Annotated in this window: 22 protein-coding genes; 8 read left to right on the top strand and 14 right to left on the bottom strand. The window is 57.0% G+C overall.

Translation table 11 applies throughout. The features are described 5' to 3' along the window. Positions 1 to 21: 21 nt before the first annotated feature. The 3 genes from SIK69_RS19465 to SIK69_RS19475 are packed head-to-tail and all read left to right on the top strand — an operon-like array spanning position 22 to position 3,158. Positions 22 to 1,104: an HlyD family secretion protein gene (locus SIK69_RS19465; protein ID WP_319786851.1), complete on the top strand. Its 1,083-nt coding sequence runs from the start codon at positions 22 to 24 to the stop codon at positions 1,102 to 1,104. Then, a complete protein-coding gene (locus SIK69_RS19470; protein ID WP_319786852.1) occupies positions 1,101 to 2,477 on the top strand; it encodes an efflux transporter outer membrane subunit in 1,377 nt (458 codons plus the stop codon). Before SIK69_RS19465 ends, SIK69_RS19470 begins: the two co-directional genes overlap by 4 nt. Before the next feature lie 21 nt (positions 2,478 to 2,498). Continuing rightward, positions 2,499 to 3,158 carry an O-methyltransferase gene (locus tag SIK69_RS19475; protein ID WP_319786853.1) on the top strand — a complete coding sequence of 220 codons (660 nt, stop codon included), beginning with the start codon at positions 2,499 to 2,501 and terminating at the stop codon, positions 3,156 to 3,158. Positions 3,159 to 3,249: 91 nt separating this feature from the next. On the opposite strand, the gene hrpA is transcribed toward SIK69_RS19475, so the two are convergent. After that, positions 3,250 to 7,155, bottom strand: a complete 3,906-nt coding sequence (hrpA, locus tag SIK69_RS19480; protein ID WP_319786855.1) for an ATP-dependent RNA helicase HrpA — start codon at positions 7,153 to 7,155, stop codon at positions 3,250 to 3,252. Between the two features lie 201 nt (positions 7,156 to 7,356). Here hrpA and azoR point away from each other — a divergent pair, with 201 nt between their 5' ends. Together azoR and SIK69_RS19490 are read left to right on the top strand one after the other, a co-directional pair. Next, positions 7,357 to 7,962, top strand: a complete 606-nt coding sequence (gene azoR / locus SIK69_RS19485) for an FMN-dependent NADH-azoreductase (RefSeq protein WP_319786856.1) — start codon at positions 7,357 to 7,359, stop codon at positions 7,960 to 7,962. A gap of 360 nt (positions 7,963 to 8,322) precedes the next feature. Then, positions 8,323 to 8,475, top strand: coding sequence for a Hok/Gef family protein (locus SIK69_RS19490; protein ID WP_319630207.1), 153 nt, complete (start codon positions 8,323 to 8,325; stop codon positions 8,473 to 8,475). A gap of 100 nt (positions 8,476 to 8,575) precedes the next feature. On the opposite strand, the gene paaY is transcribed toward SIK69_RS19490, so the two are convergent. The 13 genes from paaY to paaA all read right to left on the bottom strand — a co-directional run bounded on the left by paaY (position 8,576) and on the right by paaA (position 19,772). Beyond that, positions 8,576 to 9,172 (bottom strand): phenylacetic acid degradation protein PaaY, encoded by a 597-nt coding sequence (paaY, locus tag SIK69_RS19495; protein WP_319786857.1) that lies wholly within the window; start codon positions 9,170 to 9,172, stop codon positions 8,576 to 8,578. Positions 9,173 to 9,183: 11 nt separating this feature from the next. Continuing rightward, positions 9,184 to 10,119 (bottom strand): phenylacetic acid degradation operon negative regulatory protein PaaX, encoded by a 936-nt coding sequence (paaX, locus tag SIK69_RS19500; protein WP_319786858.1) that lies wholly within the window; start codon positions 10,117 to 10,119, stop codon positions 9,184 to 9,186. Between the two features lie 132 nt (positions 10,120 to 10,251). Continuing rightward, positions 10,252 to 11,565, bottom strand: a complete 1,314-nt coding sequence (gene paaK, locus SIK69_RS19505) for a phenylacetate--CoA ligase PaaK (RefSeq protein ID WP_319786859.1) — start codon at positions 11,563 to 11,565, stop codon at positions 10,252 to 10,254. Positions 11,566 to 11,591: 26 nt separating this feature from the next. Further along, the gene (gene pcaF / locus SIK69_RS19510; RefSeq protein WP_319786860.1) at positions 11,592 to 12,797 is read right to left on the bottom strand and encodes a 3-oxoadipyl-CoA thiolase; all 1,206 of its coding nucleotides are present in this window, start codon (positions 12,795 to 12,797) and stop codon (positions 11,592 to 11,594) included. Next, the gene (gene paaI, locus SIK69_RS19515) at positions 12,797 to 13,222 is read right to left on the bottom strand and encodes a hydroxyphenylacetyl-CoA thioesterase PaaI (protein WP_319630202.1); all 426 of its coding nucleotides are present in this window, start codon (positions 13,220 to 13,222) and stop codon (positions 12,797 to 12,799) included. Before paaI ends, pcaF begins: the two co-directional genes overlap by 1 nt. Further along, positions 13,212 to 14,636 carry a 3-hydroxyacyl-CoA dehydrogenase PaaH gene (gene paaH / locus SIK69_RS19520; protein WP_319786861.1) on the bottom strand — a complete coding sequence of 475 codons (1,425 nt, stop codon included), beginning with the start codon at positions 14,634 to 14,636 and terminating at the stop codon, positions 13,212 to 13,214. Before paaH ends, paaI begins: the two co-directional genes overlap by 11 nt. Positions 14,637 to 14,638: 2 nt before the next feature. Continuing rightward, on the bottom strand, positions 14,639 to 15,427 hold the full coding sequence (gene paaG / locus SIK69_RS19525; protein WP_319786862.1) for a 2-(1,2-epoxy-1,2-dihydrophenyl)acetyl-CoA isomerase PaaG: 789 nt from the start codon (positions 15,425 to 15,427) through the stop codon (positions 14,639 to 14,641). Positions 15,428 to 15,429: 2 nt separating this feature from the next. Continuing rightward, entirely contained in the window at positions 15,430 to 16,197 is a 768-nt protein-coding gene (paaF, locus tag SIK69_RS19530) for a 2,3-dehydroadipyl-CoA hydratase PaaF (protein ID WP_319630199.1), read from the bottom strand. Beyond that, the gene (gene paaE, locus SIK69_RS19535) at positions 16,194 to 17,264 is read right to left on the bottom strand and encodes a 1,2-phenylacetyl-CoA epoxidase subunit PaaE (protein WP_319786863.1); all 1,071 of its coding nucleotides are present in this window, start codon (positions 17,262 to 17,264) and stop codon (positions 16,194 to 16,196) included. Before paaE ends, paaF begins: the two co-directional genes overlap by 4 nt. Positions 17,265 to 17,271: 7 nt before the next feature. Beyond that, complete coding sequence (gene paaD, locus SIK69_RS19540; RefSeq protein ID WP_319786864.1) at positions 17,272 to 17,769, bottom strand: 1,2-phenylacetyl-CoA epoxidase subunit PaaD; 498 nt, start codon at positions 17,767 to 17,769, stop codon at positions 17,272 to 17,274. 11 nt (positions 17,770 to 17,780) lie between these two features. Then, positions 17,781 to 18,536: a 1,2-phenylacetyl-CoA epoxidase subunit PaaC gene (gene paaC, locus SIK69_RS19545; RefSeq protein ID WP_319786865.1), complete on the bottom strand. Its 756-nt coding sequence runs from the start codon at positions 18,534 to 18,536 to the stop codon at positions 17,781 to 17,783. Between the two features lie 7 nt (positions 18,537 to 18,543). Beyond that, positions 18,544 to 18,831: a 1,2-phenylacetyl-CoA epoxidase subunit PaaB gene (paaB, locus tag SIK69_RS19550; RefSeq protein ID WP_319630195.1), complete on the bottom strand. Its 288-nt coding sequence runs from the start codon at positions 18,829 to 18,831 to the stop codon at positions 18,544 to 18,546. An 11-nt stretch (positions 18,832 to 18,842) separates the two neighbouring features. Then, positions 18,843 to 19,772, bottom strand: coding sequence for a 1,2-phenylacetyl-CoA epoxidase subunit PaaA (gene paaA / locus SIK69_RS19555; protein ID WP_319786866.1), 930 nt, complete (start codon positions 19,770 to 19,772; stop codon positions 18,843 to 18,845). Between the two features lie 287 nt (positions 19,773 to 20,059). Here paaA and paaZ point away from each other — a divergent pair, with 287 nt between their 5' ends. From paaZ to dgcJ, 3 genes are all read left to right on the top strand, one after another. After that, positions 20,060 to 22,099 carry a phenylacetic acid degradation bifunctional protein PaaZ gene (paaZ, locus tag SIK69_RS19560; RefSeq protein ID WP_319786867.1) on the top strand — a complete coding sequence of 680 codons (2,040 nt, stop codon included), beginning with the start codon at positions 20,060 to 20,062 and terminating at the stop codon, positions 22,097 to 22,099. Positions 22,100 to 22,290: 191 nt separating this feature from the next. After that, complete coding sequence (gene tynA / locus SIK69_RS19565) at positions 22,291 to 24,558, top strand: primary-amine oxidase (RefSeq protein ID WP_319786868.1); 2,268 nt, start codon at positions 22,291 to 22,293, stop codon at positions 24,556 to 24,558. 127 nt (positions 24,559 to 24,685) lie between these two features. Beyond that, on the top strand, positions 24,686 to 26,203 hold the full coding sequence (gene dgcJ / locus SIK69_RS19570) for a diguanylate cyclase DgcJ (protein WP_319786869.1): 1,518 nt from the start codon (positions 24,686 to 24,688) through the stop codon (positions 26,201 to 26,203). Positions 26,204 to 26,399: the final 196 nt, after the last annotated feature.

Here is a 26,399-nt window from a genome sequence, read left to right on the forward strand (position 1 = left end):
GGTCGAGGTACGGGAGTCGTTATGAGTCAGCAGGATGCCGCCAACGAGCAGGCCCGCACGCGCAATAACCTGCGCGTCGTTTCTATTTTTACCGCAGCGGCCATTGGTCTGGTGGGCGTGCTGGTCATTCTTTATGCCTGGCAACTCCCCCCCTTCACCCGCCACAGTCAGTTCACCGATAACGCCTACGTGCGCGGAATGACCACCTTTATCAGCCCGCAGGTTAACGGCTACATCACGGCGGTGAATGTGAAGGATTTTGACCAGGTGAAACCTGGCGAGGTGCTTATCCAGATAGACGATCGCATCTACCGTCAGCGCGTGCATCAGGCCGAGGCGCAGTTGGCGATGAAAGAAGCGGCGCTGAATAATAATTTGCAGCAGCGCAAAAGTGCCGAAGCAGTGATCGCCCGGAACGCGGCGGCGCTGGCGAACGCCAAAGCACAAAACCTGAAATCGCAGGCCGATTTGAAGCGGGTAAAAGAACTGACCTCTGACGGATCGCTATCGATTCGTGAGCGCGATGCGGCGCTGGCAAGCGCGGCGCAGGGCAATGCCGATATCGAACAGGCCACAGCAACGCTTGAGATGTCGCGCCAGGATTTGCAAACCACCATCGTCAATCGCGCATCGTTAGAAGCAGATGTCGCCAGCGCCAAAGCAGCGCTCGAACTGGCGCAGATTGACCTGCAAAACACCCGGGTTATTGCCCCCCGCGACGGCCAGCTCGGGCAAATCAGCGTCCGACTTGGGGCCTACGTCACCGCCGGGACGCACCTGACGACGCTGCTGCCGCCGCAGCATTGGGTGATTGCCAACATTAAAGAAACGCAGCTGGCCGAGTTAAAAGTCGGTCAGCCCGCGACCTTCACCGTGGATGCATTGAATAACGAGAAATTTAACGGCACGGTGCAAAGTATCTCTCCGGCGACCGGGGTCGAATTCAGCGCCATCTCGCCGGATAACGCCACCGGGAACTTCGTCAAAATTGCCCAGCGTATTCCGGTGCGCATTACCGTGAACGAAGGCCAAAAAAATGCCGAACGCCTGCGTCCGGGGATGTCGGTTCAGGTCACCATTGATACCCGCGAGGCGCAGAAATGAGGCGCTTATCGTTTGTTGCAGTAGCCCTGCTGCTGGCTGGCTGTCAGTCCGCGGATGTGCAAAAAGCGGAGTCGCATCTCGACATTCCAAGCCAGTGGCGACAAAACGTTGGCCCTGCCAGCCAGGCGGAAGGCGTGTGGTGGCGCAATTTCCATGACAGTCGGCTCAATCAGTATGTCGATCAATCCCTGCGCTATAACAGCGATGTGCTGATTGCCCGCGAACGGGTGAATGAGTATCAGGCCCGAGCCTATGCCAGCGAAGGCTCGCTGTTTCCCTCCCTGGACGTGGGGCTGAACGGCACCCGCGCCCGGGCGCAGTCGGCAGCCTCTGGTTTACCGGTCCACAGCACCCTGTATAAAGGCAGCCTGACGGCAAACTACGATGTCGATTTGTGGGGCGCAAACCGGTCTGCCTCGCGCGCAGCGGACGCCACACTGGCAGCGCAACAAGCCGCAGCGGCGGCGGCAGAACTGACCGTGGCCTCTAACGTCGCCGCCGGGTATGTGACCCTGCTGTCGCTCGACGAACAGTTGCGCGTCACCCAGGACACGCTGACATCACGCGAAGAAGCGTACCGGCTGGCAAAACGACAGTATGAAACGGGCTATACCTCACGCCTGGAACTGATGCAGGCCGATTCGGAACTGCGCGGCACCCGGGCGCAAATCCCGCAGTTACAGCATCAAATCGCCCAGCAGGAAAATGCGTTAAGCTTGCTGCTCGGGCAAAATCCGGCCAACGTGCCGCGCAATAGCTTCGACGCGCTCACGCCGCTGGCGGCACCTTCACAACTGCCCTCTTCATTGTTAAACCGTCGACCGGATATTGTGCAGGCGCAACGGGAACTGATCGCCGCCGATGAAACGCTGGCCTCTTCCCAGGCACAGCTGCTGCCGTCGATAAGCCTGACCGCCAGCGGCAGCTATCAGGATGATGGTCTGGCTGGTTTACTGGATAATCCGCTCCGGCTGTGGAGCGTCGGCGGCAGTATTCTCGCCCCGCTGCTCAACCGCCAGGCGCTGAATGCTCAGGTGGATGTGTCGATGTCACAGCGCAATCAGGCGCTATACGGCTATGAAAAAACGGTGCGTAGCGCCTTCGGTGAAGTGAATGACAGTCTTGATGCCATTACCCGTTATGGCGAACAGCTGGCGGCGTTGCGGGAACAGGAACAGGTGGCGGAAGATACGCTGCGCATCGCGCAAAACCGCTATCGCAACGGGTATTCGTCTTATCTTGACGTGCTGGATGCTCAACGCACGCTATTCTCTACCCAACTGAGCGTGGTTCAGGTGAAAAATAACCTGTTGCTGGCGCAAATATCCCTTTACCGGTCGCTGGGAGGCGGCTGGTCTTCTCTGTCAGGCTGACGCTCGCAATGAGGTTCAGAGATGCAAAAATCATGGTCTGCTGTTGATAATTATTTGATTAACCAACTTCTTCCGAACGATCCGTTGCTGGAAAAAGTGCTGGAAAATAACCAGCAGGCGGGCCTGCCCGCGATCGACGTGGCGGCAAATCAGGGCCAGCTTTTGGCTCTATTTGTACGTATGACGCGGGCGAAACGGGTGCTGGAGATTGGCACACTGGGCGGCTACAGCACCATCTGGATGGGGCGGGAACTGCCGGAAGGCGGAAAGCTGACCACCCTCGAATTTGATGCGCATCACGCAGAAGTGGCCCGGCAGAATCTCCAGCTCGCGGGGCTGGAAAATAAGGTCGAGGTTATCGAAGGCCCGGCCCTGGACTCGCTGGCGACGCTCGATCCGTCCGAAACCTTTGACCTGATTTTTATAGACGCCGATAAGCCGAATAATCCCTATTATCTGCAATGGGCGCTGCTGTATTCACACCCGGGCACGCTAATTGTGGGCGATAACGTGGTGCGAGAAGGTGAAGTCACGCGCCCGGAAAGTCAGGATAAAAGCGTTCAGGGCGTGCGGCGATTTATTGAAATGATGGGCAACGATCCGCGCTTAACCTGTACGGCGCTGCAAACAGTCGGATTAAAAGGCTGGGATGGGTTTACTTTGGCGTGGGTGAATGGCTGACTTTTCCCACTTTGCAGGCCCGGCAGGCTACGCGCTGCCGGGGATCTACACCAGACGTCCGGTGGCGCGTAGCTGACCGGGCATACCGGTTTTAGGCTGTCGTTATCTGCTCCATCGCTTGCAAAATACGCTTATCGGATATCGGATACGGCGTACCTAACTGCTGTGCGAAATAGCTGACCCGCAGTTCTTCAATCATCCAACGGATCTCCTGCACGTCATCATCGTCACGACGACCCGGCGGCAGCTTGTTGAGCCACTGCTGCCACGCCTGCTGGACGCTTTCGACCTTCAGCATCTGCACCCGATCGCGGTGCGGGTCGATAGCTAATTTTTCCAGCCGTTTCTCAATGGCATTGAGGTAACGCAGCGTGTCGGCCAGACGCTTAAAGCCATTCCCGGTGACGAAACCGCGATACACCAGACCCGCCATCTGTGCTTTCACATCGGACAGCCCCAGCGCCATCGTCATATCCACGCGCCCTTTCAGCCGCTTATTGATATTGAACACCGCAGTCAGGATTTGCTCGACCTGTTTGGCTATCTCCACCACCGTATCGTTCAGCTCGGCACGCACTTTTTCGTGCAGTTTCGCGAAGTTTTCTTCGGTCCACACCGGGCCGCCCGCTTCGTGGATAAGCTTGTCGATGCCACAGGAAATACAGTCGTCAATCAAATCGAGCACTTTGCCGTAGGGGTTAAAGTACAGGCCCAGCTTGGCTTTATTCGGCAGCTTTTCATGCAGATACTTAATCGGCGACGGCGTGTTGAGCAACAACAACCGACGCAGACCGCGCCACATGGCCTGCTGCTGTTCCAGCGGGTTATCAAATAATTTGATAGCCACGCTGTCACGCTCGTCCACCAGCGCGGGCCAGGCTTTCACCTTGTAGTTGCCGCGCTTCTGTTCATAGCTTTCTGCCAGGGTGCCGAAACTCCACAGATGCAAACCGCTCTGTTCGATACCATCGTCGGCCACCGCCGACAGCGTTTCCTGAACTTTGCCTTTTAACGCGTCTTTCAGTGCTGTCAGGTCACGGCCTTCCTGAAGTTTCTTGTTCTTGTCGTCCACCACACGGAAGGTCATTTTCAGGTGATCGGGCACCTGATCCCAGTGCCAGTCGTCGCGGTCGATGGTCACGCCACTCATCCGGCGTAACTCACGTTCCATCGCATCCAGCAGCGGCATCTCGAGCGGTGTCATGCGGCCCAGCAGCGCTTCGGCGTAGTTAGGCGCAGGCACAAAATTGCGGCGCACGGGTTTTGGCAACGACTTGATCAGCGCAATCAGCAGCTCGCGACGCAGGCCTGGAATTTGCCATTCGAAACCGGCCTCTTCCACCTGATTAAGCAACGGTAGCGGAATGTGTACCGTCACCCCGTCGGCATCCGCACCCGGTTCGAACTGGTAACTCAGGCGCAGTTTGAAATTGCCCTGATGCCAGAAGTTCGGATAGTCGAGTTTGCTGACGCTTTCGGCCCCTTCCTTGATCAGCATGCTTTTTTCAAAGTTGAGCAGATCCGGCGTGTCGCGGCTGGCTTTCTTCCACCAGTTATCGAAATGGCGGGCAGAAATCACCTCATGGCTGATGCGCTGGTCGTAAAACTCAAACAGCGAATCGTCATCCACCAGAATGTCGCGACGGCGCGTTTTGTGCTCAAGTTCTTCAATTTCAGTGCGTAGTTTGAGGTTTTCACGGAAAAAGGCGTGACGCGTTTGCCAGTCACCCTCTACCAGCGCGTGACGAATAAACAGCTCGCGGCACAGCGCCGGGTCAATCTGGCTGTAATTTACCTTGCGCGCGGCGACAATCGGCAAACCGTAGACGGTCACTTTCTCGGTAGCCATCACTGCGCCCTGCGAGCGTTCCCAGTGCGGCTCGCTGTAGGAGCGTTTAATCAGATGCTGGGCCACCGGCTCGACCCATTCCGGATCGATGCGTGCCGCGATGCGGCCCCACAGACGGCTGGTTTCCACCAGCTCGGCCACCATCGTCCATTTCGGCGGCTTTTTGAATAAGCCAGAGCCAGGGAAGATTGAGAAACGGGCGTTGCGTGCGCCGGTAAATTCCTGTTTATCCGCATCTTTCATCCCGATATGCGACAGCAACCCGGTCAGCAAGGCGACGTGAATTTCGCGGTATTCCGCCGGTTCGCTGTTCACCGGGATGCCCAGTTCTTTCACCACCTGACGCAGCTGGGTATAAATATCCTGCCACTCGCGCACGCGCAGATAGTTGAGATAGTCGGTGCGACACAGGCGACGGAACTGATTCGATGACAGCGCTTTTTGCTGCTCGCCGAGGTAATTCCACAGATTCACAAAAGCGAGGAAATCGGACTCTTTGTCGTGGAAACGGCGGTGTTTCTCGTCAGAGGCCTGCTGTTTGTCCATCGGACGTTCACGCGGATCCTGAATCGAGAGCGCCGAGGTGATAATCATCGCCTCACGCACGCAGCCGTGTTTCTGCGCTTCCAGCACCATACGCGCCAGACGTGGATCCACCGGCAGCTGCGAAAGCTGGCGACCCATTGGCGTCAGCTTATACACCGACTGCTGTTCATCCGTGGTGATAGCACCCAGCTCTTCGAGCAGACGCACCCCATCCTGAATATTGCGTTTATCCGGCGCTTCCACAAATGGGAAGGCACCAATGTCGCCCAGCCCTAACGCGGTCATTTGCAGGATAACGGACGCCAGGTTCGTACGCAGAATTTCTGGATCGGTAAACTCCGGACGCGACAGGAAATCGTCTTCCGAATAGAGACGAATACAGATCCCTTCAGACACGCGTCCGCAGCGGCCTTTACGCTGATTGGCCGATGCCTGAGACACCGGCTCAATCGGCAAACGCTGTACTTTAGTTCGATAGCTATAACGGCTGATGCGCGCAGTGCCTGGGTCAATAACGTATTTGATGCCCGGCACCGTGAGCGAGGTTTCCGCCACGTTGGTGGCCAACACGATGCGCCGTCCGCTGTGCGACTGGAACACGCGGTTTTGCTCGCTGTTCGATAAGCGGGCGTACAACGGCAGGATTTCGGTATGACGCAGGTCGCGCTTGCTTAATGCATCGGCGGTATCGCGAATTTCACGCTCGCCGCTAAGGAAAATCAGAATATCGCCCGGGCTTTCCTGACCCAACTCGTCGACCGCATCGAAAATCGCCTGTAGCTGGTCGCGCTCGGTGTCATCGGCGTCTTCCACAATCGGGCGATAGCGGACGTCAACCGGATAGGTTCGACCGGACACTTCGATAATCGGCGCGTTGTTGAAATGTTTTGAGAAACGTTCCGGATCGATGGTCGCCGAGGTGATGATGATTTTAAGATCGGGGCGCTTCGGCAGCAGTTCGCGGAAGTAACCGAGCAAAAAATCGATGTTCAGACTGCGCTCGTGCGCTTCATCAATAATGATCGTGTCGTATTGCATCAGCAGGCGGTCCTGCTGGATTTCCGCCAGCAGAATACCGTCGGTCATCAGCTTGACCATGGTGTTATCGCTGACGTGATCGCTGAAACGCACCTTATATCCGATGCAGCCGCCCGGCTCCGTTTGCAGCTCTTCGGCAATACGGTTGGCGACGGTACGCGCCGCCAGTCGACGCGGCTGGGTATGACCAATCAGCCCCTTCACACCGCGCCCCAGCTCCATACAGATTTTCGGCAGCTGTGTCGTTTTACCCGAGCCAGTTTCCCCCGCCACAATCACCACCTGATGGTCGCGAATGGCGTCAAAAATGTCCTGTTTTTTCTGGCTAACAGGCAGGTTTTCCGGGTAGGAAATGGCCGGACGAGACGCTTCGCGCAGCAGGACTTTACCCGCTGCCTGGGCTATCTCTTTTGCCATCTCCTGCATAATGGCCTGTTGTGATTCAGGATTTTTAACCTTCTTCACGCCATGCAAACGACGGGCAAAGCGCGTTTTGTCGCGCAGCATCAGGCCGTCGAGCTGCTGATGAAGCTGTGAAAAGGTCATTTTCTGTTGTTCTGTCATAGCGTTATCGGGCAGTGCACTGCCGGGCAAATGTCTCTGTTTTTATTGGTGTTAGAGTACCACATCGGGGCTTCGCTTTCCTTCATCAATAAATTTGAACGAAGGCTTCGATATATTGCGCTATCCCTGCGACAGGATTGTGAATAAAGTGTCAGCAAGCAACAGGGCACCGGCCCGTCAATCTCATATAAGGAAACACCCATGAGCAAAGTATTAGTTCTCAAATCCAGTATTCTGGCAGGGTACTCTCAGTCCGGTCAGTTGACCGACTATTTTGTTGATCAGTGGGCTGAAAAACACCCGGCAGATCAGATTACCGTTCGTGACCTGGCTGCACAGCCAATTCCGGTACTGGATGGTGAACTGGTTGGTGCGCTGCGTCCAAGTGATGCCCCGCTGACCCCACGTCAGCAGGAAGCGCTGGCCCTGTCCGACGAACTGATCGCTGAGCTGCAGGCCCACGACGTAATCGTGATCGCCGCGCCGATGTACAACTTCAACATCCCTACGCAGCTGAAAAACTATTTTGACCTGGTAGCCCGTGCTGGCGTGACCTTCCGTTACACTAAAAACGGCCCTGAAGGCCTGGTTACCGGTAAACGTGCTGTTGTCGTTTCCAGCCGTGGCGGCATCCATAAAGATACCCCAACCGACCTGCTGGCCCCGTACATGAAGCTGTTTCTGGGCTTCATCGGCATCACCGATGTGAACTTCGTGTTCGCTGAGGGCGTGGCTTACGGCCCAGAAGTGGCTGCTAAAGCGCAGTCCGACGCCAAAGCGGCAATCAACAGCCTGGTTGCTGCCTAAGTATTTTACCCTCTCACCACCCGGTGAGAGGGTTTTCCCGACCACATTTCCTCACCTCAGTTCTTACTTCATTCCTATAGCAGACGCTTCACGCACATGCTCTATACAAACTTTACTTGCGATAAAAGATAACGTTTTACGAGCGTGCTCGGGGAAACAACATATCGGGCTTTGACAGTGAAGAGAAGAACATACAATGGCGGCGGGTGCTTGAGGCTTTCTGGCTCAGGCATTGGACAGGTCGTTCGTGCCGGAGCTGGAAAGTTGGAGCCCCAGGAGATATTTCTATCAACCTGGGGGACTAACATCCCAAACCTTGCACGTTGGATGTTAGTCCCTTCTTAGCACGGAGGCAATAACATGCTGACAAAGTATGCCCTGGTGGCAATCGTGGTGCTGTGTTTCACAGTGCTGGGGTTCACGCTGATGGTTCGCGAAACGTTATGTGAGCTGAGCATCAAAGAGCGCGGTATGGAAATCAGAGCGGTTCTCGCTTACGAATCGAGGAAGTGACTGACTAACGCGGGGGGTCATCCCCCGCGTCTGACTGTAGGGCACGGAGCCGACAGCACCCGTCTTAGCCCTCTCTGATACCAGAGAGGGCTAACCTGAACTATTTCGCCGATTTTGGTCGCAGATTTTCGTCAAATTCCAGACGTTGCCGCCCTTCTTCCACTTCTCGCAGCGGTTCAACCTGATGCATCGTCAGTTTGCAGCGCTCCACCAGCACCTGATACTCCCGTGTGCCGCGTTTTTTCCATTCCCTTTCTTCGGGACTTAACGCACGAATCGCTTTCGCCGGGCTACCAATAATCAAATAGTCTGCGGGCATTTCCGCTCTCGCTTTTACAAAGGCCGCCGCGCCGATAATGCTGTTTTCACCAATCACCGCCCCATCCATGACGACGGCGTTCATCCCGACCAGCGCATTACGGCGGATAACACAGCCGTGCAAAATGGCGCTGTGCCCAATGTGGCCATCTTCTTCTACCACCGTGTCCTGTTCCGGGAAGCCATGCATCACGCAGTTGTCCTGAATATTGGCCCCGTCTTTGATTACGATGCGGCCAAAATCGCCACGCAGGCTGGCGTTAGGCCCGACATAAACACCTTTACCGAGAATAACATCGCCAATCAGGACCGCCGTCGGATGGACATAGCTCTCTTCCGGCACCACTGGCGTTAAGCCATCAATCTGATAAATCGGCATATACAGGCTCCTTATTGTAGTTTCAGACCACCGAAACGCTGATAAAACGGAGACGCAGGCTGCGGCAGCGGGCCGACCGACGTTTCGCCCTTTTCACTGACCCACGCCAACGCACCTGCGGCAACGCGCTGATAGATATTAATGCACAGCTGGCGCGCAGCCTGTCCGGCCCAGTGTGCGGGCAACAGTTCTTCCGGCAATAGCGGGTCTTTGAGGATAACCCGCCGATAAAGATGAATGGCCAGCAGCTGGACAGCAAAACAACGCTCGGGCGTTAACTCCTCCGGCGAGGCGTCTCTCAGCAGCGGCAGCAGCGGTCTGAAGGTATTAATGAAGTTTTCATACATCTGGTTTTGTTCGGTGAGCTGCCAGCACTCTTCCACCCGGGCGCGCAGGGCGCTGACCGATGTGGCTAACGGCGAACGCGCCTCGAAACAGATAACGTTCTCAGCCACCCCCGCTTCATGCAGCAGCACCTGCACATCGGCCAGTTTTTGGGAGGGGGACGCCATCAGGCTCGGCGCTAAGGTGCCGAAACCCTGCCAGATAAGCTGTTTTTTTACATCGGTCAGGGTGTTTTTATCCAGCCCTTCGGAAAGTAACAGCAGCCAGGTGCCGTCCCAGGCGGGCGGCTCAGCACGATAAATTTTGCTTTCTGCCCGCCGCGTCAGGCGCAACCCTTTATCACTCAGGCGGTAAAAGCTGCGCCGTCCGATACGCGACACGTCCAGCCAGCCCTCTTTGTTGAGTCGAAAAAGTGACGTCCGCACGAAGCGGTCACCGAAGCCAAGCCCTTCCAGCAATGCGGTCAGGCTGCCCAGCCAGATTTCGCCGCCACGATGGGAAAGTGCATCTCCGTACAGAGAGGAAATTAAAGACGTTCCGCTGATCGGCACGGCGGCTACCGCCTGCTGGATAAAGGCATCAAGTTTGCTCATCTGATTCATTCTTTTGTGATTTTTGTCCTTGGTGAATCATAGCATAGATTGTTTTACCCCCACCCCGACCTGAATGGTTGCCCGGCCTACAAAACCTCACGGCGTAGGCCCGGTAAGCTTGCGTCACCGGGCATCAACGGCTCAACCATTGGCCGCCAGTTTCCGCAGATCAAACACGCGACACGCTTTGCCTTCGGAGCGTGGAATACTGCCGCAGTTGACGATGGTCACGTCGGTAGAAATCCCAACCATCGATTTGATGCGGTGGCGCAACTGATGGCACACCTGGCAGCGCTGCTCATGCGACAGCATCAGGCTACTTTCTTTCAGCTCAACTTTGATCGACAGCGAGTCCAGATGCCCGCGACGGTTGACTTCCAGCTGATAGTGCGGTGACAGATGCTCGAACTTGACGATTTCTTCTTCAAGCTGTGACGGAAAGACATTCACACCGCGGATGATCAGCATGTCGTCGCTACGTCCGCTGATGCGATCCATCCGACGCATGGTGCGGGCAGTGCCCGGCAGAAGGCGGGTTAAATCGCGGGTGCGATAGCGAATCACCGGCAACGCTTCTTTAGTGAGCGTCGTGAACAGCAGTTCACCTTGCTGACCGTCGTCGAGCGGCGTACCGTCGTTCGGATTGACGATTTCCGGATAGAAATGGTCTTCCCAAATGGTCGGCCCATCGGCAGTTTCCAGACACTCCATCGCCACGCCCGGCCCCATCACTTCAGACAGGCCATAGATATCCAGCGCGGTAATGCCCAGACGTCGTTCAATTTCTTTGCGCATCGCCATGGTCCACGGCTCGGCACCAAATACGCCGACGCGCAGGCTACAGCCGCTGGCATCTCCGCCCAGTTGGCGTTCCATCTCTTCAATCAGATTCAGGCAGTACGACGGCGTGACCATGATCATGTCAGGTTTGAAATCACGGATCAGCTGCGCCTGTTTTTCGGTTTGACCGCCGGACATCGGAATTACCGTGGCCCCCAAACGCTCAGCGCCGTAGTGCGCCCCCAGGCCACCGGTGAACAGGCCGTAACCATACGCCACGTGAATTTTATCTTTCGCGCTACCGCCTGCGGCACGCAGCGAACGGGCGACGATATTGGCCCAGTTATCAATATCGGTTTGCGTGTAGCCCACCACCGTCGGTTTTCCGGTGGTGCCGGAGGAAGCATGAATGCGCACCACCTGCTCCATCGGCACCGCGAAGGTGTCGAACGGATAGTTATCGCGGAGATCCTGTTTGGTGGTGCACGGGAACTTGCGGATATCGTTCAGTTCCTTGAAATCGTCAGGGTGAACCCCCGCCGCGTCAAATTTGCGGCGGTACATCGGCACATTGTTGTAAGCATGATTCAGCGTCCACTTCAGACGTTCAGTCTGTAAAGCCTGCAGTTCGTCAACGGATGCGGTTTCAATCGGATCAAGTTTTGTTGTTGTCATTGTAGGGTACTCGCAGGTTAATCAGCTCACACGCGCTCCAGGATCATGGCAATGCCCTGACCCACACCGATACACATCGTGCACAGGGCGTAACGTCCCCCGCGACGGTGCAGTTCATTGCTGGCAGCCAGCGCCAGTCGGGCACCACTCATGCCCAACGGATGGCCTAAGGCGATGGCCCCGCCGTTGGGGTTAACATGCGGGGCATCGTCCGGGAGCCCCATCTGTCTCAGGACACCGAGCGCCTGGGCGGCAAACGCCTCATTCAGCTCGATGACGTCCATATCGTTGATGCACAGACCCGCACGCTCTAATACTTTTCGGACGGCGGGCACCGGGCCAAGCCCCATCAGACGCGGCTCCACGCCAGCGGTCGCCATCGCCACAATCCGGGCGCGCGGTGTTAAGCCTTGTTGCGCAGCCCTCTCAGCGCTGGCGATAAACAGCGCGGCGGCCCCATCGTTGACCCCCGACGCGTTTCCGGCAGTGATCACCCCGTTGGCGCGAAACGGCGCTTTCAGGGCCGCAAGCTGTTCGAGGGTGGTGTCGGCACGCGGATGCTCATCCTGCGTCACTTCGGTCACCGTGCCCTTTTTGCCTTTCACGCGCACCGGCACGATTTCCTGCGCCAGAATGCCGTTCTGCTGGGCTGTCGCGGTACGCTGCTGGCTACGCCAGGCGAAGGCATCCTGATCGGCACGGCTTATTTTTAACAATTCAGCTACATTCTCCGCCGTTTCCGGCATGCTGTCAGTGCCAAAATGCTGCTGCATGAGCGGGTTCACAAAACGCCAACCGAGAGTAGTGTCAAACATCTCTGCCTGACGCTGGAACGGGCTGGTGGCCTTGCCCATCACAAACGGCGCACGCGACATCGATTCCACGCCCCCGGCAATCAGCAAATCGGCATCGCCCGCCTTGATGGCCCGCGCCGCAAAGCCAATCGCATCCAACCCGGAACCACATAAACGGTTGATGGTGGTCCCGGACACCGTCTGCGGTAACCCCGCCAGTAGCGACGACATATGCGCCACATTGCGGTTGTCTTCCCCGGCCTGGTTGGCACAGCCGAAAATCACGTCGTCGATGCGTTCGGCATCGAGCTGCGGATGTCGGTCCAGCAGCGCACGCAACGGCACTGCGCCGAAGTCGTCGGCACGGATGCCTGACAGTCCACCACCGTAGCGGCCAATCGGCGTTCTCACCCCGTCACAGATAAATGCGTCACGCATCAGGCTTCTCCTGTCACACTGCCGCCGATGCGGTGAGATTTCCCGCGAAACAGGGCAACGGTTTTTTGCTGTTGGTTAATGATTTCAATGTCATACACGCCGGTCAGTTTGCCCTGATGCTTCACTCGCGCGGTGGCGGTGAGTTTGTCCCCCGCAAAGCCCGGACGCAGAAAGTCGATGTTGCAGGCCGAGGCCACCGCCGCCAGCCCCTGACTGTTGCAGGCGTAAGCAAAGGCGGTATCCGCCAGCGAGAACAACTGTCCGCCGTGGCAGGTTTGATGCCCATTGAGCATGTGCGGTGTGACGGTCATGGTCAGCACCGCAACACCTTCGTCCATCTCGATAATGTCGATCCCCAGCGCCTGGGCGCAGGTGTCGCGCTGGTACATCACCCGGGCGTTATGCCAGGCGGCGTTATGACTCATAGCTACTCTCCAGAAGCGCGCGCTGGCGCAGCAGGGAACAGGGGCGATAACGTTCTTCGCCATAGTGACGTTGCAGGGTTTCCAGCAGGCCCAGCACGCGCTGCCAGCCGAGCTGTTCGCCCCACGCTAACGGTCCGCGTGGGTAATTCACGCCCAGACGCATGGCGGTGTTGATATCCTCTTCGCTGGCGACGCCTTTTTGCAGCGCGTCCAGGGCTTCGTTGACTAACATTGCCACGGTGCGCCATACCAGCAGTCCCGGATAATCGGCGACCAGCAGCACTTTTTTGCCCTGCTGCTGCAACCAGTAAATAGCTTTTTCAGTGGCTTCCAGGCGATTACCCGCAGCGATGGCAATCACCACCACCGCGCCTTCGCTGCGGTCCATCATCACCACCGGACGCTGTAGACGTGTTGCCGCGGCCTGGGCGGTTTCACCGTTAGTTTCCATCAGCAGCACATCATCAAGCGTGACAACGTCACGTTCTTTCTGCACGATGGACGCCTGACGGTGCGCAGGCACCACCGGGTAGAACGCCACTTCGGCGGCACCTGTAGGCCAGGGATAAACACCCTGCCCGGTTTTCTTACCCAAGCGCCCGGCCAGCACCAGCTCCTGCTGCATCAGCGACGGCAGAAAACGGCGCTCCTGCCAGAAGGCGTTGAATACGGAACACGTCACGGCAAAGTTAACGTCCTGACCAATCAGGTCAGTCAGCGCCAGCGGCCCCATCGGAAAGCCGCCCGCTTCACGCAGCGCAGTATCAATCGCTTCCGGGGCAGCCACCTGCTCCTCCAGCGCGCGCCAGGCTTCGGCATAAAAAGGCCGCGCCACGCGATTGACGATGAAGCCCGGCGTCGACTGGCAATGCACCGGCTGTTTACCCCAGGCCAGCACGCACTGGCTAAGCTGGGTGACCACTTCGTCAGAGGTCACAACGCCACTCACCACTTCTACCAGTTTCATCACCGGGGCGGGGTTGAAAAAATGCAGCCCGGCCACGCGCTCCGGATGCTTCACGCCTGCGGCAATCGCGGTGATGGAAATCGACGACGTGTTGCTGGTCAGCAGGGTTTGTGGCGGGCAGATCTCAGCCAGTTGGCTGAACAGCGCTTTTTTGATCTCCAAATTTTCGGCGGCGGCTTCAATCACCAGATCGGCTGCGGCCAGCGCGGCGAGGTCGGTCACCGCCACTATTCGCGCCAGCCCCTGCTCGCAGGCATCTGTACTGAGTTTGCCGCGTGCCACGCGGGCTTCAAGACGCTGACGTAGCGCATCCAGGGCGCGGGTCATCGCCTCGGCAGAAATATCGTGCAACAACACCTGCTGCCCGGCCATCGCGGCCACTTCGGCAATGCCTGCGCCCATGGTGCCGCTGCCTATTACCGCCACGGTTTGAATCGGTTGGCTCATGATTATTTCCCGCTGAACTGGGCTGGACGTTTAGAGAGAAAGGCGCTGACGCCTTCCCGGTAATCGGCGCTGCGCCCGGCCATGCGCTGATAATCACGCTCAAGCTCAAGCTGCGCATCCAGGCTGTTGCTCTCCGCGGCGTTAATTGCCTGCTTGATAAGCCCCAGACCGAACGTCGGTTGAGATGCCAGATGGCGAGCCAGCGTGCCTGCGGTATCGCTCAACTGGGCGTCGTCCACCACCTGCCAAATCATGCCCCACTGCTCGGCCTGTTCAGCACTCAGTTTGTCGCCGAGCATCGCCAGCGCCATTGCCCGGGCCCGACCCGCTACGCGCGGTAAAAACCAGGTGCCGCCACAGTCCGGGATCAGCCCCAGCTTACTGAAAGCCATCATGAAATTGGCCGATCGCGCGGCAATCACAATGTCACAGCCCAGCGCCAGCGTGGCTCCTGCGCCTGCCGCCACGCCGTTGACCGCACAGATAACCGGTTTCGGCAGTTTCGCCAGACGGCGCACCAGTGGATTCCAGAAGGTGTCGACCGAATAGCCGAGATCCGGCGCTGGACCGCTTGGGTCAACGTTCCGGTCGTTCAAATCCTGCCCGGCACAGAACCCGCGCCCGGCTCCGGTGAGCATCAGGCAGCGAATGGTGTCATCGCGTTCGGCTTGGGTCAGACATTCGGCCAGTTGCTGATGCATCACATCGTTAAAACTGTTCAGTCGGTCCGGGCGGTTCAACGTCAGGGTCATCACCCCGTGTTCCACGCGGCTGAGAATGAAGGCGTCCATCGTTAGCGTCCTGTAAATTCGGGTTGGCGTTTGTCGAGAAACGCGTTGATGCCTTCGCGGCGATCGTCAGTGGCGCTGAGCAGCGAGAAGAGCTGGCGTTCCTGAGCCAGACCGGCGCTGAGCGACACCTCCTGCGACTGGCGCAGGGCTTGCTTCGCCGCCTGTAACGCCAGCGGAGCGTGCTTCGCCATCGTCGCCGCTAAGCCGAGAGCGTACTCGACGGTCAGGCCGACAGGATGCACTTCGCTGACCAGCCCGGCCTGCTGCGCACGCTGGGCGTTAATGCTGCGTCCGGTGAGCACCATTTGCGTCGCCAGTGATTTGCCTACGCAGCGGATCAGGCGCTGAGTGCCGCCCGCGCCGGGTATCATGCCGAGGGTAATTTCCGGCAGGCCAAATGCAGCGTTATCGCCCGCTACCACCACATCACACAGCAACCCGAGTTCGCAGCCTGCGCCGAGCGCGTAGCCATTGACGGCGGCGATCAGCGGTTTGCTAAAGGCCTCGATTCGCGCCCAGATGCGGGGGCGAATGTCGTTCAACGTGGCGGCTAAATCCTTCTGGGCCATCTCCTGTAAATCGGCCCCGGCGGCAAACACCCGCTCGCTGCCGGTCACGACCACCGCTCCGACGCTGCTGTCCTGCTGCGCGGCATCGAGCGCATCGGCTAGCTGCGTCAACAGCCCATTGTTTAAGGCATTACGCGCCTGCGGACGATTGAGCGTCAGCAGCAGGACACGATCGTGACGGTTAATCAGCAGTTCGCTCATTTCATCCCCTTCGCATCAAAATCGACTATCACGTCGGCGGTTAGCGGCAGCGACTGACAGCTCAGGACATAGCCAGCCGCCAGTTCATCCGGCTCGAGGCTGTAGTTGGTCGCCATCGACACTTCCCCGCGCAGCACTTTGCATTTGCAGGTGGCACACACCCCGCCTTTGCAGGCATACGGCAGGTCCGCCCCCTGACGCAGCGCCGCGTCGAGAATGCTCTCATCGTCCGCCGAGAGCGTAATCGCCCGGTCACGCCCATCCTGACGCAGGGTGACCGTCTGCCCGTCGGCCTGCACGCTGGAGGCGTGGCGCACGGTACTGCCCGGGGTGTTAAAGCGCTCCAGATGAATGGCGTTTTTGTCCATTCCCAGTGACAGCAGCGCGGTTTCGGCTTCGTCCATCATCGCCGCCGGGCCGCAGATAAAGGCTTCGTCGAACTGGCTGAAATTGAGCAGCGACCGTGACAGCGCCTGTAATTTCTCCCCGTCGATCCGCCCGTGCAGCAGCGCGCTGTCCAGCGTTTCCTGACTGAAAATACTCAGCAGCTGTAGGCGCGTCGGATAGGTATCTTTCAGGTCGGCCAGCAGCGAGCGGAACATCATGCTCTGGCTGCTGCGGTTGCCGTAAATCACGGTAAATTCGCTGTTCGGTTCGGCCTGCAACGTACTTTCGACAATCGCCAGCATCGGGGTGATGCCGGAGCCTGCGGCGATCGCCAGATAGTGCCCGCACCTTTCGGGCTGCGGCTGATAGCCGAAATTGCCCTGCGGCACCATTACTTCCAGGCTCATGCCCGCTTTGATTTCGTCGCGGGCATAGCGCGAGAAACGGCCTCCGTCGATGGCTTTGACCGCCACGCTAATTTCGCCAGGCACCGCCCGGCGACAGATGGAGTAACAGCGACGGAGTTCTTCTCCCGCCAGACGCGCTTTCAGGGTCAGATGCTGACCAGGGCGAAAAGCGTAGGCGGTATGTAGCGTCTGCGGCACAGCGAACGTAATGGTCACCGCATCGCGGGTTTCGGGTTCGACTTTTGCCACCGTGAGCGAATGAAACGTGGTCATGGCAACCTCAGATACATTTAAAGTAATCAAAGGGTTCCCGGCAGCTGTCGCAGCGGTATAGCGCTTTGCAGGCCGTAGAACCAAATTCACTGATCATCGTGGTGTGGGTGCTGGCGCAACGGGGACAGGCCACATCGGTCGGCATTCCCGCCTGGCAGGCGTGGGCCTGTGGCGGGCTGATGCCATACTGTCGCAAGCGTTCGCGGGCGTCCGGCGTCATCCAGTCCGTGGTCCACGGCGGGTCGAGTTGCAGGACGATATGCACCGGGGTAAAGCCCTGCGCGGTCATCACCGTGCGGATCTCACCCAGCAGATGTTCCGTCGCCGGGCAGCCGGAATAGGTCGGTGTGAATCCCACTACCCAGCCCTCACCCTGCGGAGTGACGCTGCGTACCATTCCCAAATCGGTAATGGTTAACACCGGCACTTCCGGGTCTGGGATCTGACTTAACAGCGCCCAAATCTGATGCACTTCGGCGGGAGCGATACTGGCCAGACGTTGCATAGCGACCTCCGTTACCACTGCTGACCGGGATAGGCGCGCTGCAGATACTGCATTTCTGCCAGCATCGGCCCCAGATGTTCGGTATGCAGCCCCTGTTTCCCGCCGGTACGGTACGGCTGTTCCTGAGGAATATTCAGCTCGGCGGCAGTCAATACCGTGGAAATCTCTGCCAGCCACTCGGTTTTCAGTTCACAGGGATCAACGGCTATGCCCTGCGCAATCAGTTCGATATCCAGGGCATCCGCCTCGAACAGCTCGGCGGTAAAGCGCCACAGATTGTCGACTGCGGCCTGCATCCGCGCGGCGGATAACGCTGTGCCACCGCCCAGACGCTCGACCCAACCGCGGCTGAAACGCAGGTGATAACGGGCTTCTTTAATCGCTTTGGCAGCGATGGCCGCAATCTGCGCGTCTTGGCTGTTCATCAGACGACTGAACAGCGCCACGTGCCAGGCGTCAATAAACACCTGCCGCGCCAGGGTGTCGGCAAAATTACCGTTCGGCTGTTCGACCAGCAGTACATTGCGGAACTGGCGTTCATCGCGCCCGAAGGCCAGCGTGTCTTCATCGCCCTGGCCCTGAAGTTCAGCGGCATAGCTCAGGAAGTTGCGCGCCTGGCCCATTAAGTCGAGGCCGATGTTAGCCAGCGCCAGATCGATTTCCAGCTCCGGCGCATGGCCACACCAGGCGGAAAGTCGCTGTGCCAGCACCAGGCAGTTATCACCAAGGCGCAAAGCATAGGTCGCCACAGGAGAGTGATTATTCATGGCAACCTCACATGTGCTCAATGCCGTCTGGCAGGGAGTAAAACGTTGGATGGCGATAGATTTTGCTGTCCGCGGGATCGAAAAATTCACCGCGTTCTTCCGGTTGCGAAGCCACGATTTCGCTGGCTTTCACTACCCAGATTGAACAACCTTCGCTGCGACGGGTGTAAGCATCGCGGGCGTTTTCCAGCGCCATGCGCTCATCGGCGGCGTGCAGACTGCCGACGTGACGATGCGATAACCCCTGTTTGCTGCGAACGAACACTTCATATAACGGCCAGTAAACATTGCTCATCGTTGTTCTCCTTATGCCACCTTACGGGCCTGTTGTTTTTCAGCATGCGCCAGCGCGGCTTCCCGCACCCACGCGCCCTCTTCCCAGGCTTTACGCTTGGCGGCCAGACGTTCGTGGTTACAGATCCCGCGCCCGTTTATCACTTCGTTAAATTCGTGCCAGTCAATTTCGCCGAAACGGTACTGCCCGGTGGTTTCGTCGAGCGTCAGATCAGGATCGGGCACGGTCATGCCGAGCATTTCCACCTGCGGGACGGTGTTGTCGACGAAGCGCTGACGCAGTTCATCGTTACCGAAGCGTTTGATTTTCCACGCCAGACTCTGCGCGCTGTTCGGTGAGCTATCGTCGTTCGGGCCGAACATCATCAGCGCGGGCCACCAGAAACGGTTGATCGCGTCCTGCAACATCGCACGCTGCTCGTCGCTGCCGTTCGCCAGCGCCATACAGGCTTCAAATCCCTGGCGCTGATGAAAACTCTCTTCCTTACAGATTTTCACCATTGCCCGGGCATAGGGCCCGTAAGAGGTACGGCACAGCGCCACCTGGTTGACGATGGCGGCCCCGTCGACCAGCCAGCCGATCACCCCGATATCCGCCCAGTTCAGCGTCGGGTAGTTAAAGATGGAGGAATACTTCATGCGTCCGTCGAGCATCTTCTGGTAGATGTCTTCCCGGGCGCAGCCGAGCGTTTCGGCGGCGCTGTAGAGATACAGCCCGTGCCCCGCTTCGTCCTGCACTTTCGCCAGCAGGATCGCCTTACGGCGCAGCGTCGGCGCACGGGTTATCCAGTTGCCTTCGGGCAACATGCCGACAATCTCTGAGTGGGCGTGCTGCCCAATCTGGCGGATCAGGGTTTTGCGATACGCCTCGGGCATCCAGTCCTGCGGCTCGATGGCCGTCTCTTCGGCGATGCGCGCTTCAAAGCGTTGTTCTTCAGTCACATTGTCACCTTTATGATTCCGTTTTGATTCAAATACAGCATTAACATGAATCACGTTGTTTATGAGAAGTTACATAATGGTTAATCAAAACCCCAAGAATGGTTTGTGTATTCTGTGATGCCTGTCGCAGGTTAAATAAGATTATCCATTTTAAACAATGAATTGGCGTTCGCACCTTCTCCATCTGAGATCTCATTGTTAACAAATTATTAAATTCGGCATTGATTTTTATGATTCATAATCAAACTATGTATAACGAAATGACGTAACATTTACGGAGAGACACTATGCAGCAGTTAACCAGTTTCTTATCCGGCAGCTGGCAGTTTGGCCGGGGCCGGTCGCGAACTATCCATCATGCGATTAGCGGTGAAGCACTTTGGGAAGTCACCAGTGAGGGGCTGGATTTGGCCGAGGCCCGCCGCTACGCGATTGCACACGGCGGTGAAGCGCTGGGCAAAATGACTTTTGTCGAACGTGCCGCGATGCTGAAAGCGGTGGCGAAACATTTACTGGAACAGAAAGAGACCTTCTATGCTCTCTCTGCACAAACCGGGGCCACCCGCGCCGATAGCTGGGTCGATATCGAAGGCGGGATTGGCACCCTGTTTACCTACGCAGGCCTTGGCGCACGCGAACTGCCTGACGATGTGCTGTGGCCGGAGGATGAACTGATCCCGCTGTCGAAAAACGGCGGTTTTGCCGCCCGCCACGTGCTGACCGCCAAATCCGGCGTCGCGGTACACATTAATGCGTTCAACTTCCCGTGCTGGGGAATGCTCGAAAAACTGGCTCCCACCTGGCTTGCCGGAATGCCTGCGATCGTAAAACCGGCTACCGCCAGCGCTCAGGTGACGCAGGCGATGGTCAAAGCCATTGTCGACAGCGGCCTGGTGCCTGACGGCGCGATAAGCCTTCTCTGCGGCGGTGCGGGCGATCTGCTTGACCAGCTCGATTTCCAGGATGTGGTGACCTTTACCGGATCGGCCCAAACCGGGCAATCGCTGCGAGTTCACCCGAACATCGTCAAAAACTCGATTCCCTTTACCATGGAAGCGGACTCCCTGAACTGCTGTGTGCTTGGCGACGATGTCAGCCCGGAGCACCCGGAGTTCGCACTGTTTATCCGCGAAGTGGTGCGCGAGATGACCGCCAAAGCCGGGCAAAAATGTACCGCCATCCGCCGGATTATCGTGCCACAGGCGCAAATCCAGGCGGTGAGCGAGGCGCTGATTTTCCGTTTGCAGGGGGTTAAAGTTGGCGATCCGGCCCTGGAAGGCGTGAAAATGGGCGCGCTGGTCAATGCTGAACAGCGTGCCGATGTGCAGGAAAAAGTGAACGCGCTGGTCGCCGCGGGCTGCGAAGTGCGTCTCGGCGGCAAAGCCGATATGCAGGCCGCCGGGGCCTTCTTCCCGCCGACGCTGCTGTTCTGCCCGCAGCCAGACGAAAGCCCGGCGGTACATGCCATTGAAGCCTTCGGTCCGGTCGCCACCCTGATGCCGTATCAGAGTCGGGAGCACGCCATGCGCCTGGCCCGCGCCGGTCAGGGGAGCCTGGCGGGAACGCTGGTCACCGCCGATCCGAGCCTCGCACGTGAATTTATTCTGGGTGCCGCCCGGGCACACGGTCGTATTCAAATTCTCAACGAAGAGTCATCGAAAGAGTCGACCGGTCACGGTTCGCCGCTGCCGCAACTGCTTCACGGCGGCCCAGGTCGGGCGGGCGGTGGCGAAGAGCTGGGCGGCCTGCGGGCGGTTAAACATTACCTGCAACGCACCGCCATTCAGGGTAGCCCGACGATGCTCGCCAGCGTGAGCAAACAGTGGGTTCGCGGCGCACAGGTGCAGGAAGACCGCGTCCATCCATTCCGCAAATATTTTGAAGAACTCCAGCCAGGCGACAGCCTGTTAACCCCGCGCCGAACGATGACCGAAGCGGATATCGTCAATTTTGCCTGCCTGAGCGGCGATCATTTCTACGCCCATATGGACAAAATCGGCGCGGCGGAGTCGATGTTTGGCGAACGGGTGGTTCACGGTTATTTCGTGATTTCTGCCGCGGCGGGCCTGTTTGTCGACGCGGGCGTTGGCCCGGTCATCGCCAACTACGGCATGGAAAACCTGCGCTTTATCGAACCGGTGAAACCGGGCGATACGATTCAGGTGCGCCTGACCGTGAAGCGTAAAACCATTAAGCGCCAGAAGACCGCCGAGGATAAACCGACCGGGGTGGTGGAATGGGCGGTTGAGGTGTTTAACCAGCATCAACAGCCGGTGGCGCTGTACTCCATTCTGACGCTGGTCGCACGTCAGCACGGCGATTTTTAACCTTCCCCGCAGCCCGGCGGCGTGTCGCGTGCCGGGCCTGCAACCTCATTCCGTAATCTGGCAAATCTGACAAAACATCTGGCAGGAGCAGACAAACACCGTGCGTCTGCCCGCTGTTAGGGTGAGCATGTCGGAAATAAACACAACACCTAAAAATACAAACAACACAACAACATTCAGACGAGGTAACAATGGGAAGTCACTCTCCATTTTCCGCCCGTAAAACGGCGCTGGCCCTGGCAGTCGCGCTGATGTGCAGTTGGCAAATTCCCGTCTTCGCCCACGGCGGTGAAGCCCATATGGTGCCGATGGACGAAGCGTTGCAGGGTTTCGGGGCCGACGTGCAGTGGGATGACTACGCCCAGATGTTCACCATTGCCAAAGACGGGGCCTTCGTGAAGGTGAAACCGGGGGCTAAAACCGCCATCGTCAACGGTAAACCCCTGACCTTATCGGTGCCGGTGGTGATGAAGGATAATAAAGCCTGGATTTCGGACACCTTTATCAACGACGTGTTTCAGTCCGGGCTGGATCAGACTTTCCAGGTCGAAAAACGACCGCATCCGCTGAATGCCCTGACCGCCGATGAAATTAACGCCGCGGTAGCAATAGTCAAAGCCGCGCCGGATTTCAAACCTAATACCCGCTTTACGCAGATTTCGCTCGCGGAGCCCGAGAAGGCCAAAGTGTGGGATTTCGTGATAAGCGGCAAAGCCGTGGATGAAGATCGTCTCGCGAATGTGACGATGCTCGATGGCAAGCAGGTGATTGAAAGCCAGGTCGATTTAAAGAATAAAAAAGTGTTGCGCTGGCAGTCGATTAACGACGCCCACGGCATGGTACTGCTGGATGATTTTGCCACTGTGCAAAGCGTGATTAACGACAGCAAAGCGTTTGCCGAGGTCCTGAAAAAGCACGGTATCACTGATAGCACCAAGGTTATCACCACTCCGCTGACCGTCGGCTATTTCGATGGCAAAGACGGCCTGAAACAGGAAGACCGCCTGCTGAAAGTGGTGAGCTATCTGGACGTAGGTGACGGCAACTACTGGGCGCACCCGATTGAAAACCTGGTGGCGGTGGTTGATCTTGAGCAGAAGAAAATCATCAAAATTGAGGAAGGCCCGGTGATCCCCGTCCCGTTGACGCCACGCCCATACGACGGCCGAGATCGGGTGGCGAAACAGCTTAAACCGCTGGAGATCACCGAGCCAGAAGGAAAAAATTACACTATCACCGGGGACATGGTTCACTGGCAGAACTGGGATTTCCACCTGCGTCTTGATTCGCGCGTCGGGCCGATTCTGTCGACCGTGACGTTTAACGACAACGGCACCAAACGTAAAATCATGTATGAAGGTTCGCTTGGCGGGATGATTGTGCCCTACGGCGACCCGGATGTGGGCTGGTACTTTAAAGCCTATCTGGACTCCGGCGATTACGGCATGGGCACCCTCACCTCATCCATCGCCCGTGGCAAAGATGCGCCGTCCAACGCCGTGCTGCTGGATGAAACCATCGCCGACTACACCGGCAAACCGATGGGCATTCCGCGCGCCATCGCGGTGTTTGAACGCTATGCCGGGCCGGAATATAAGCATCAGGAAATGGGTAAGCCGAACGTCAGCACCGAGCGGCGCGAACTGGTTATCCGCTGGATAAGCACCGTCGGTAATTACGACTACATCTTTGACTGGGTGTTCCACGAAAACGGCACCATCGGCATTGATGCCGGGGCTACCGGCATTGAAGCGGTGAAAGGCGTGCAGGCCAAAACCATGCATGATCCTTCTGCCAAAGATGACACTCAATATGGCACCCTTATCGATCACAACATCGTCGGGACCACCCATCAGCATATTTACAACTTTCGTCTCGACCTGGACGTGGATGGCGAAAATAACCGTCTGGTGGCGATGGATCCTGACGTGAAGCCGAACACCGCCGGGGGGCCGCGGAGCAGCACTATGCAGTTGGATCAGTACAATATTGACAGCGAGCAGCAGGCCGCGCAGAAATTCGACCCGGGCACGATCCGCCTGCTGAGCAACACCCGCAAAGAAAACCGTATGGGCAACCCGGTTTCGTATCAGATTATCCCGTATGCAGGCGGCACCCATCCGGTGGCGACCGGGGCGAAATTCGCGCCTGACGAATGGATTTACCACCGACTGAGCTTTATGGATAAACAGATTTGGGTTACCCGCTACAAGCCGGATGAGCGCTATCCGGAAGGTAAATACCCAAACCGTTCGACGCACGATACGGGCTTAGGCCAGTACAGCAAAGACAACGAGTCACTTGATAACCACGATGACGTGGTGTGGATAACCACCGGCACTACCCACGTGGCCCGCGCTGAAGAGTGGCCAATAATGCCTACCGAATGGGTACATGCTTTACTCAAACCATGGAACTTCTTCAACGAAACGCCGACCCTTGGCGAACCGAAAAAGTAATCTTCAACAGCCAAAGGGGCCACGGCCCCTTTTTTGATCCTGGCCGGAGCAGGCACTGATAAGGGATGATATTGTTAGCAGTGATATACTTTAGCTGCGGACAGAATTGAGTAAGGGTCAGGTCATCTTGGTACATAAAATTCGGAAGGCCACCCTTCTGGCAATTGTCATTCTCACCACTGCCATCTTTTCCGGCCTGCTGTATCGGGAATACGACAGCCTGACGGAATACATGGAGTACATTGCAGAAAACGGCAAATCGGCCTTATTCCATGAAGAGCATATTAATCAGCGCATGGCCTTTGCGCTCTCAACCGCGTTTTCCGCCACCGTGTCACCGGTGGCGGGTGTCAACGATCTCGCCAGCGTGTGCCAAAAGAGTGAACAGGTAAACGATGTTTACGGCCTGAACCTGACCGGACATACGTTCCCGGCGCTGTCAGGCACGCTGCAAACCCGTGACCCTGACTGCACCCATTGGGCCCGCGATGTACCAGAACTGGCGGCACTCATTAACGACAAAGCCAGTCCTTCTCCGCGTTATAGTTTTTCAAATTACACGGGTTATGGCTTTGATAACCTGCGCTATTATATCGATCTTGATAAAAACTATGTGTATGTCAATCGGCTGATCGACAGCCGCCGTTTTCGCTTTCAAAACTGGCTGGAGCGTGACGGCGACGCCATTACTATCGATACCCACGCCATTTCGCTTAATATTGGCCGCCATGCACTGAACGATTTGCAGCAGGGGAATAATATTGTTTCCCATATTTATAAAGACACTTACACTCATAAGAATATTATCAGCACGCTTAACCCTGTCTATTCTGACGGAAAAATAAAAGGGGTGATTGTTACTGATTTTACGATTGACGATTTGGCGACATCATTTTATACCGCCGAACATCCTATTTTGTGGTCATTGTTGACGATATATGTAAAAGACAAACGCAGCGGAGAAATCATTCAATTCCACCAGCCGTCATGGTCATTGTTGCCCGTCATGCATTATCAGACACCAATGACTGTGTATTACACGCTGAATGTGAATCTGGATATTCGTTTTTTTCTGCTGAGTCAACTGTGGCTGATTGCACTGTATTTTGTTACAACCCTGCTGCTTTGCCAGTATGCAAATTATCAGCTTAAACGCCATGCGATGCTTGCCCGCGACAACGTCACCGATCCGTTGACCGGCCTGTTTAATCGCAAAATCCTCACCGCACAACTGGACGCTAAGCTGCGCGAGCTGTTAATGAAACGTATTAGCGTGACAACCATCGCCGTGGACTGCGATGGGCTGAAGCGCATTAACGATACACTCGGACATCATATGGGTGATGAAGCGATTAAATTACTCAGCACAGCCATCGCCAGCTCATTGCGTAAAAGTGATTACGCGATTCGTTCGGGTGGCGATGAATTTAATATTATCCTGATTGATGCCAACCAGAATAAAGCCAGTGAAGTCATACAACGTATTACCGATAAATTACAGCTGATTGATACTCGTCACCTGGTCGCCTTTTCCTGGGGCTGCTATCAAATGCAAAAACAGGACAATCTGGAAACCGCCTTTATCAATGCCGATAAATTGATGTACCAGCATAAAGCAGGTAAGTATTCCCCGCGCAACCCCTAGCGGCGAGCGAATTACGAGCACGCGCGCAGGTTCAACCTTGAGAACGGCAAAACGACACCAGCGGGAATAGTATTCCGTGAAATGACGCCAACCGTACCTTTTTAAGGTGTGCAAGGTGTGCAAGGTGTGCATAGTACGCGAAATGAGTGTGCTATGTACCTGCACAAGGAGAATGTGCTTGCCGCGAAGGTGCTGG

Source organism: Scandinavium lactucae, assembly GCF_033843265.1.
GTDB classification, from domain to species: Bacteria; Pseudomonadota; Gammaproteobacteria; order Enterobacterales; family Enterobacteriaceae; genus Scandinavium; species Scandinavium lactucae.

What these genes read in the sequence shown, in the direction of transcription:
- SIK69_RS19465 (WP_319786851.1), top strand. Translation starts at nt 22, where the DNA reads ATGAGTCAGCAGGATGCCGCCAACGAGCAGGCCCGCACGCGCAATAAC.
- SIK69_RS19470 (WP_319786852.1), top strand. Translation starts at nt 1,101, where the DNA reads ATGAGGCGCTTATCGTTTGTTGCAGTAGCCCTGCTGCTGGCTGGCTGT.
- SIK69_RS19475 (WP_319786853.1), top strand. Translation starts at nt 2,499, where the DNA reads ATGCAAAAATCATGGTCTGCTGTTGATAATTATTTGATTAACCAACTT.
- hrpA (WP_319786855.1), bottom strand. Translation starts at nt 7,155, where the DNA reads ATGACAGAACAACAGAAAATGACCTTTTCACAGCTTCATCAGCAGCTC.
- azoR (WP_319786856.1), top strand. Translation starts at nt 7,357, where the DNA reads ATGAGCAAAGTATTAGTTCTCAAATCCAGTATTCTGGCAGGGTACTCT.
- SIK69_RS19490 (WP_319630207.1), top strand. Translation starts at nt 8,323, where the DNA reads ATGCTGACAAAGTATGCCCTGGTGGCAATCGTGGTGCTGTGTTTCACA.
- paaY (WP_319786857.1), bottom strand. Translation starts at nt 9,172, where the DNA reads ATGCCGATTTATCAGATTGATGGCTTAACGCCAGTGGTGCCGGAAGAG.
- paaX (WP_319786858.1), bottom strand. Translation starts at nt 10,119, where the DNA reads ATGAATCAGATGAGCAAACTTGATGCCTTTATCCAGCAGGCGGTAGCC.
- paaK (WP_319786859.1), bottom strand. Translation starts at nt 11,565, where the DNA reads ATGACAACAACAAAACTTGATCCGATTGAAACCGCATCCGTTGACGAA.
- pcaF (WP_319786860.1), bottom strand. Translation starts at nt 12,797, where the DNA reads ATGCGTGACGCATTTATCTGTGACGGGGTGAGAACGCCGATTGGCCGC.
- paaI (WP_319630202.1), bottom strand. Translation starts at nt 13,222, where the DNA reads ATGAGTCATAACGCCGCCTGGCATAACGCCCGGGTGATGTACCAGCGC.
- paaH (WP_319786861.1), bottom strand. Translation starts at nt 14,636, where the DNA reads ATGAGCCAACCGATTCAAACCGTGGCGGTAATAGGCAGCGGCACCATG.
- paaG (WP_319786862.1), bottom strand. Translation starts at nt 15,427, where the DNA reads ATGGACGCCTTCATTCTCAGCCGCGTGGAACACGGGGTGATGACCCTG.
- paaF (WP_319630199.1), bottom strand. Translation starts at nt 16,197, where the DNA reads ATGAGCGAACTGCTGATTAACCGTCACGATCGTGTCCTGCTGCTGACG.
- paaE (WP_319786863.1), bottom strand. Translation starts at nt 17,264, where the DNA reads ATGACCACGTTTCATTCGCTCACGGTGGCAAAAGTCGAACCCGAAACC.
- paaD (WP_319786864.1), bottom strand. Translation starts at nt 17,769, where the DNA reads ATGCAACGTCTGGCCAGTATCGCTCCCGCCGAAGTGCATCAGATTTGG.
- paaC (WP_319786865.1), bottom strand. Translation starts at nt 18,536, where the DNA reads ATGAATAATCACTCTCCTGTGGCGACCTATGCTTTGCGCCTTGGTGAT.
- paaB (WP_319630195.1), bottom strand. Translation starts at nt 18,831, where the DNA reads ATGAGCAATGTTTACTGGCCGTTATATGAAGTGTTCGTTCGCAGCAAA.
- paaZ (WP_319786867.1), top strand. Translation starts at nt 20,060, where the DNA reads ATGCAGCAGTTAACCAGTTTCTTATCCGGCAGCTGGCAGTTTGGCCGG.
- tynA (WP_319786868.1), top strand. Translation starts at nt 22,291, where the DNA reads ATGGGAAGTCACTCTCCATTTTCCGCCCGTAAAACGGCGCTGGCCCTG.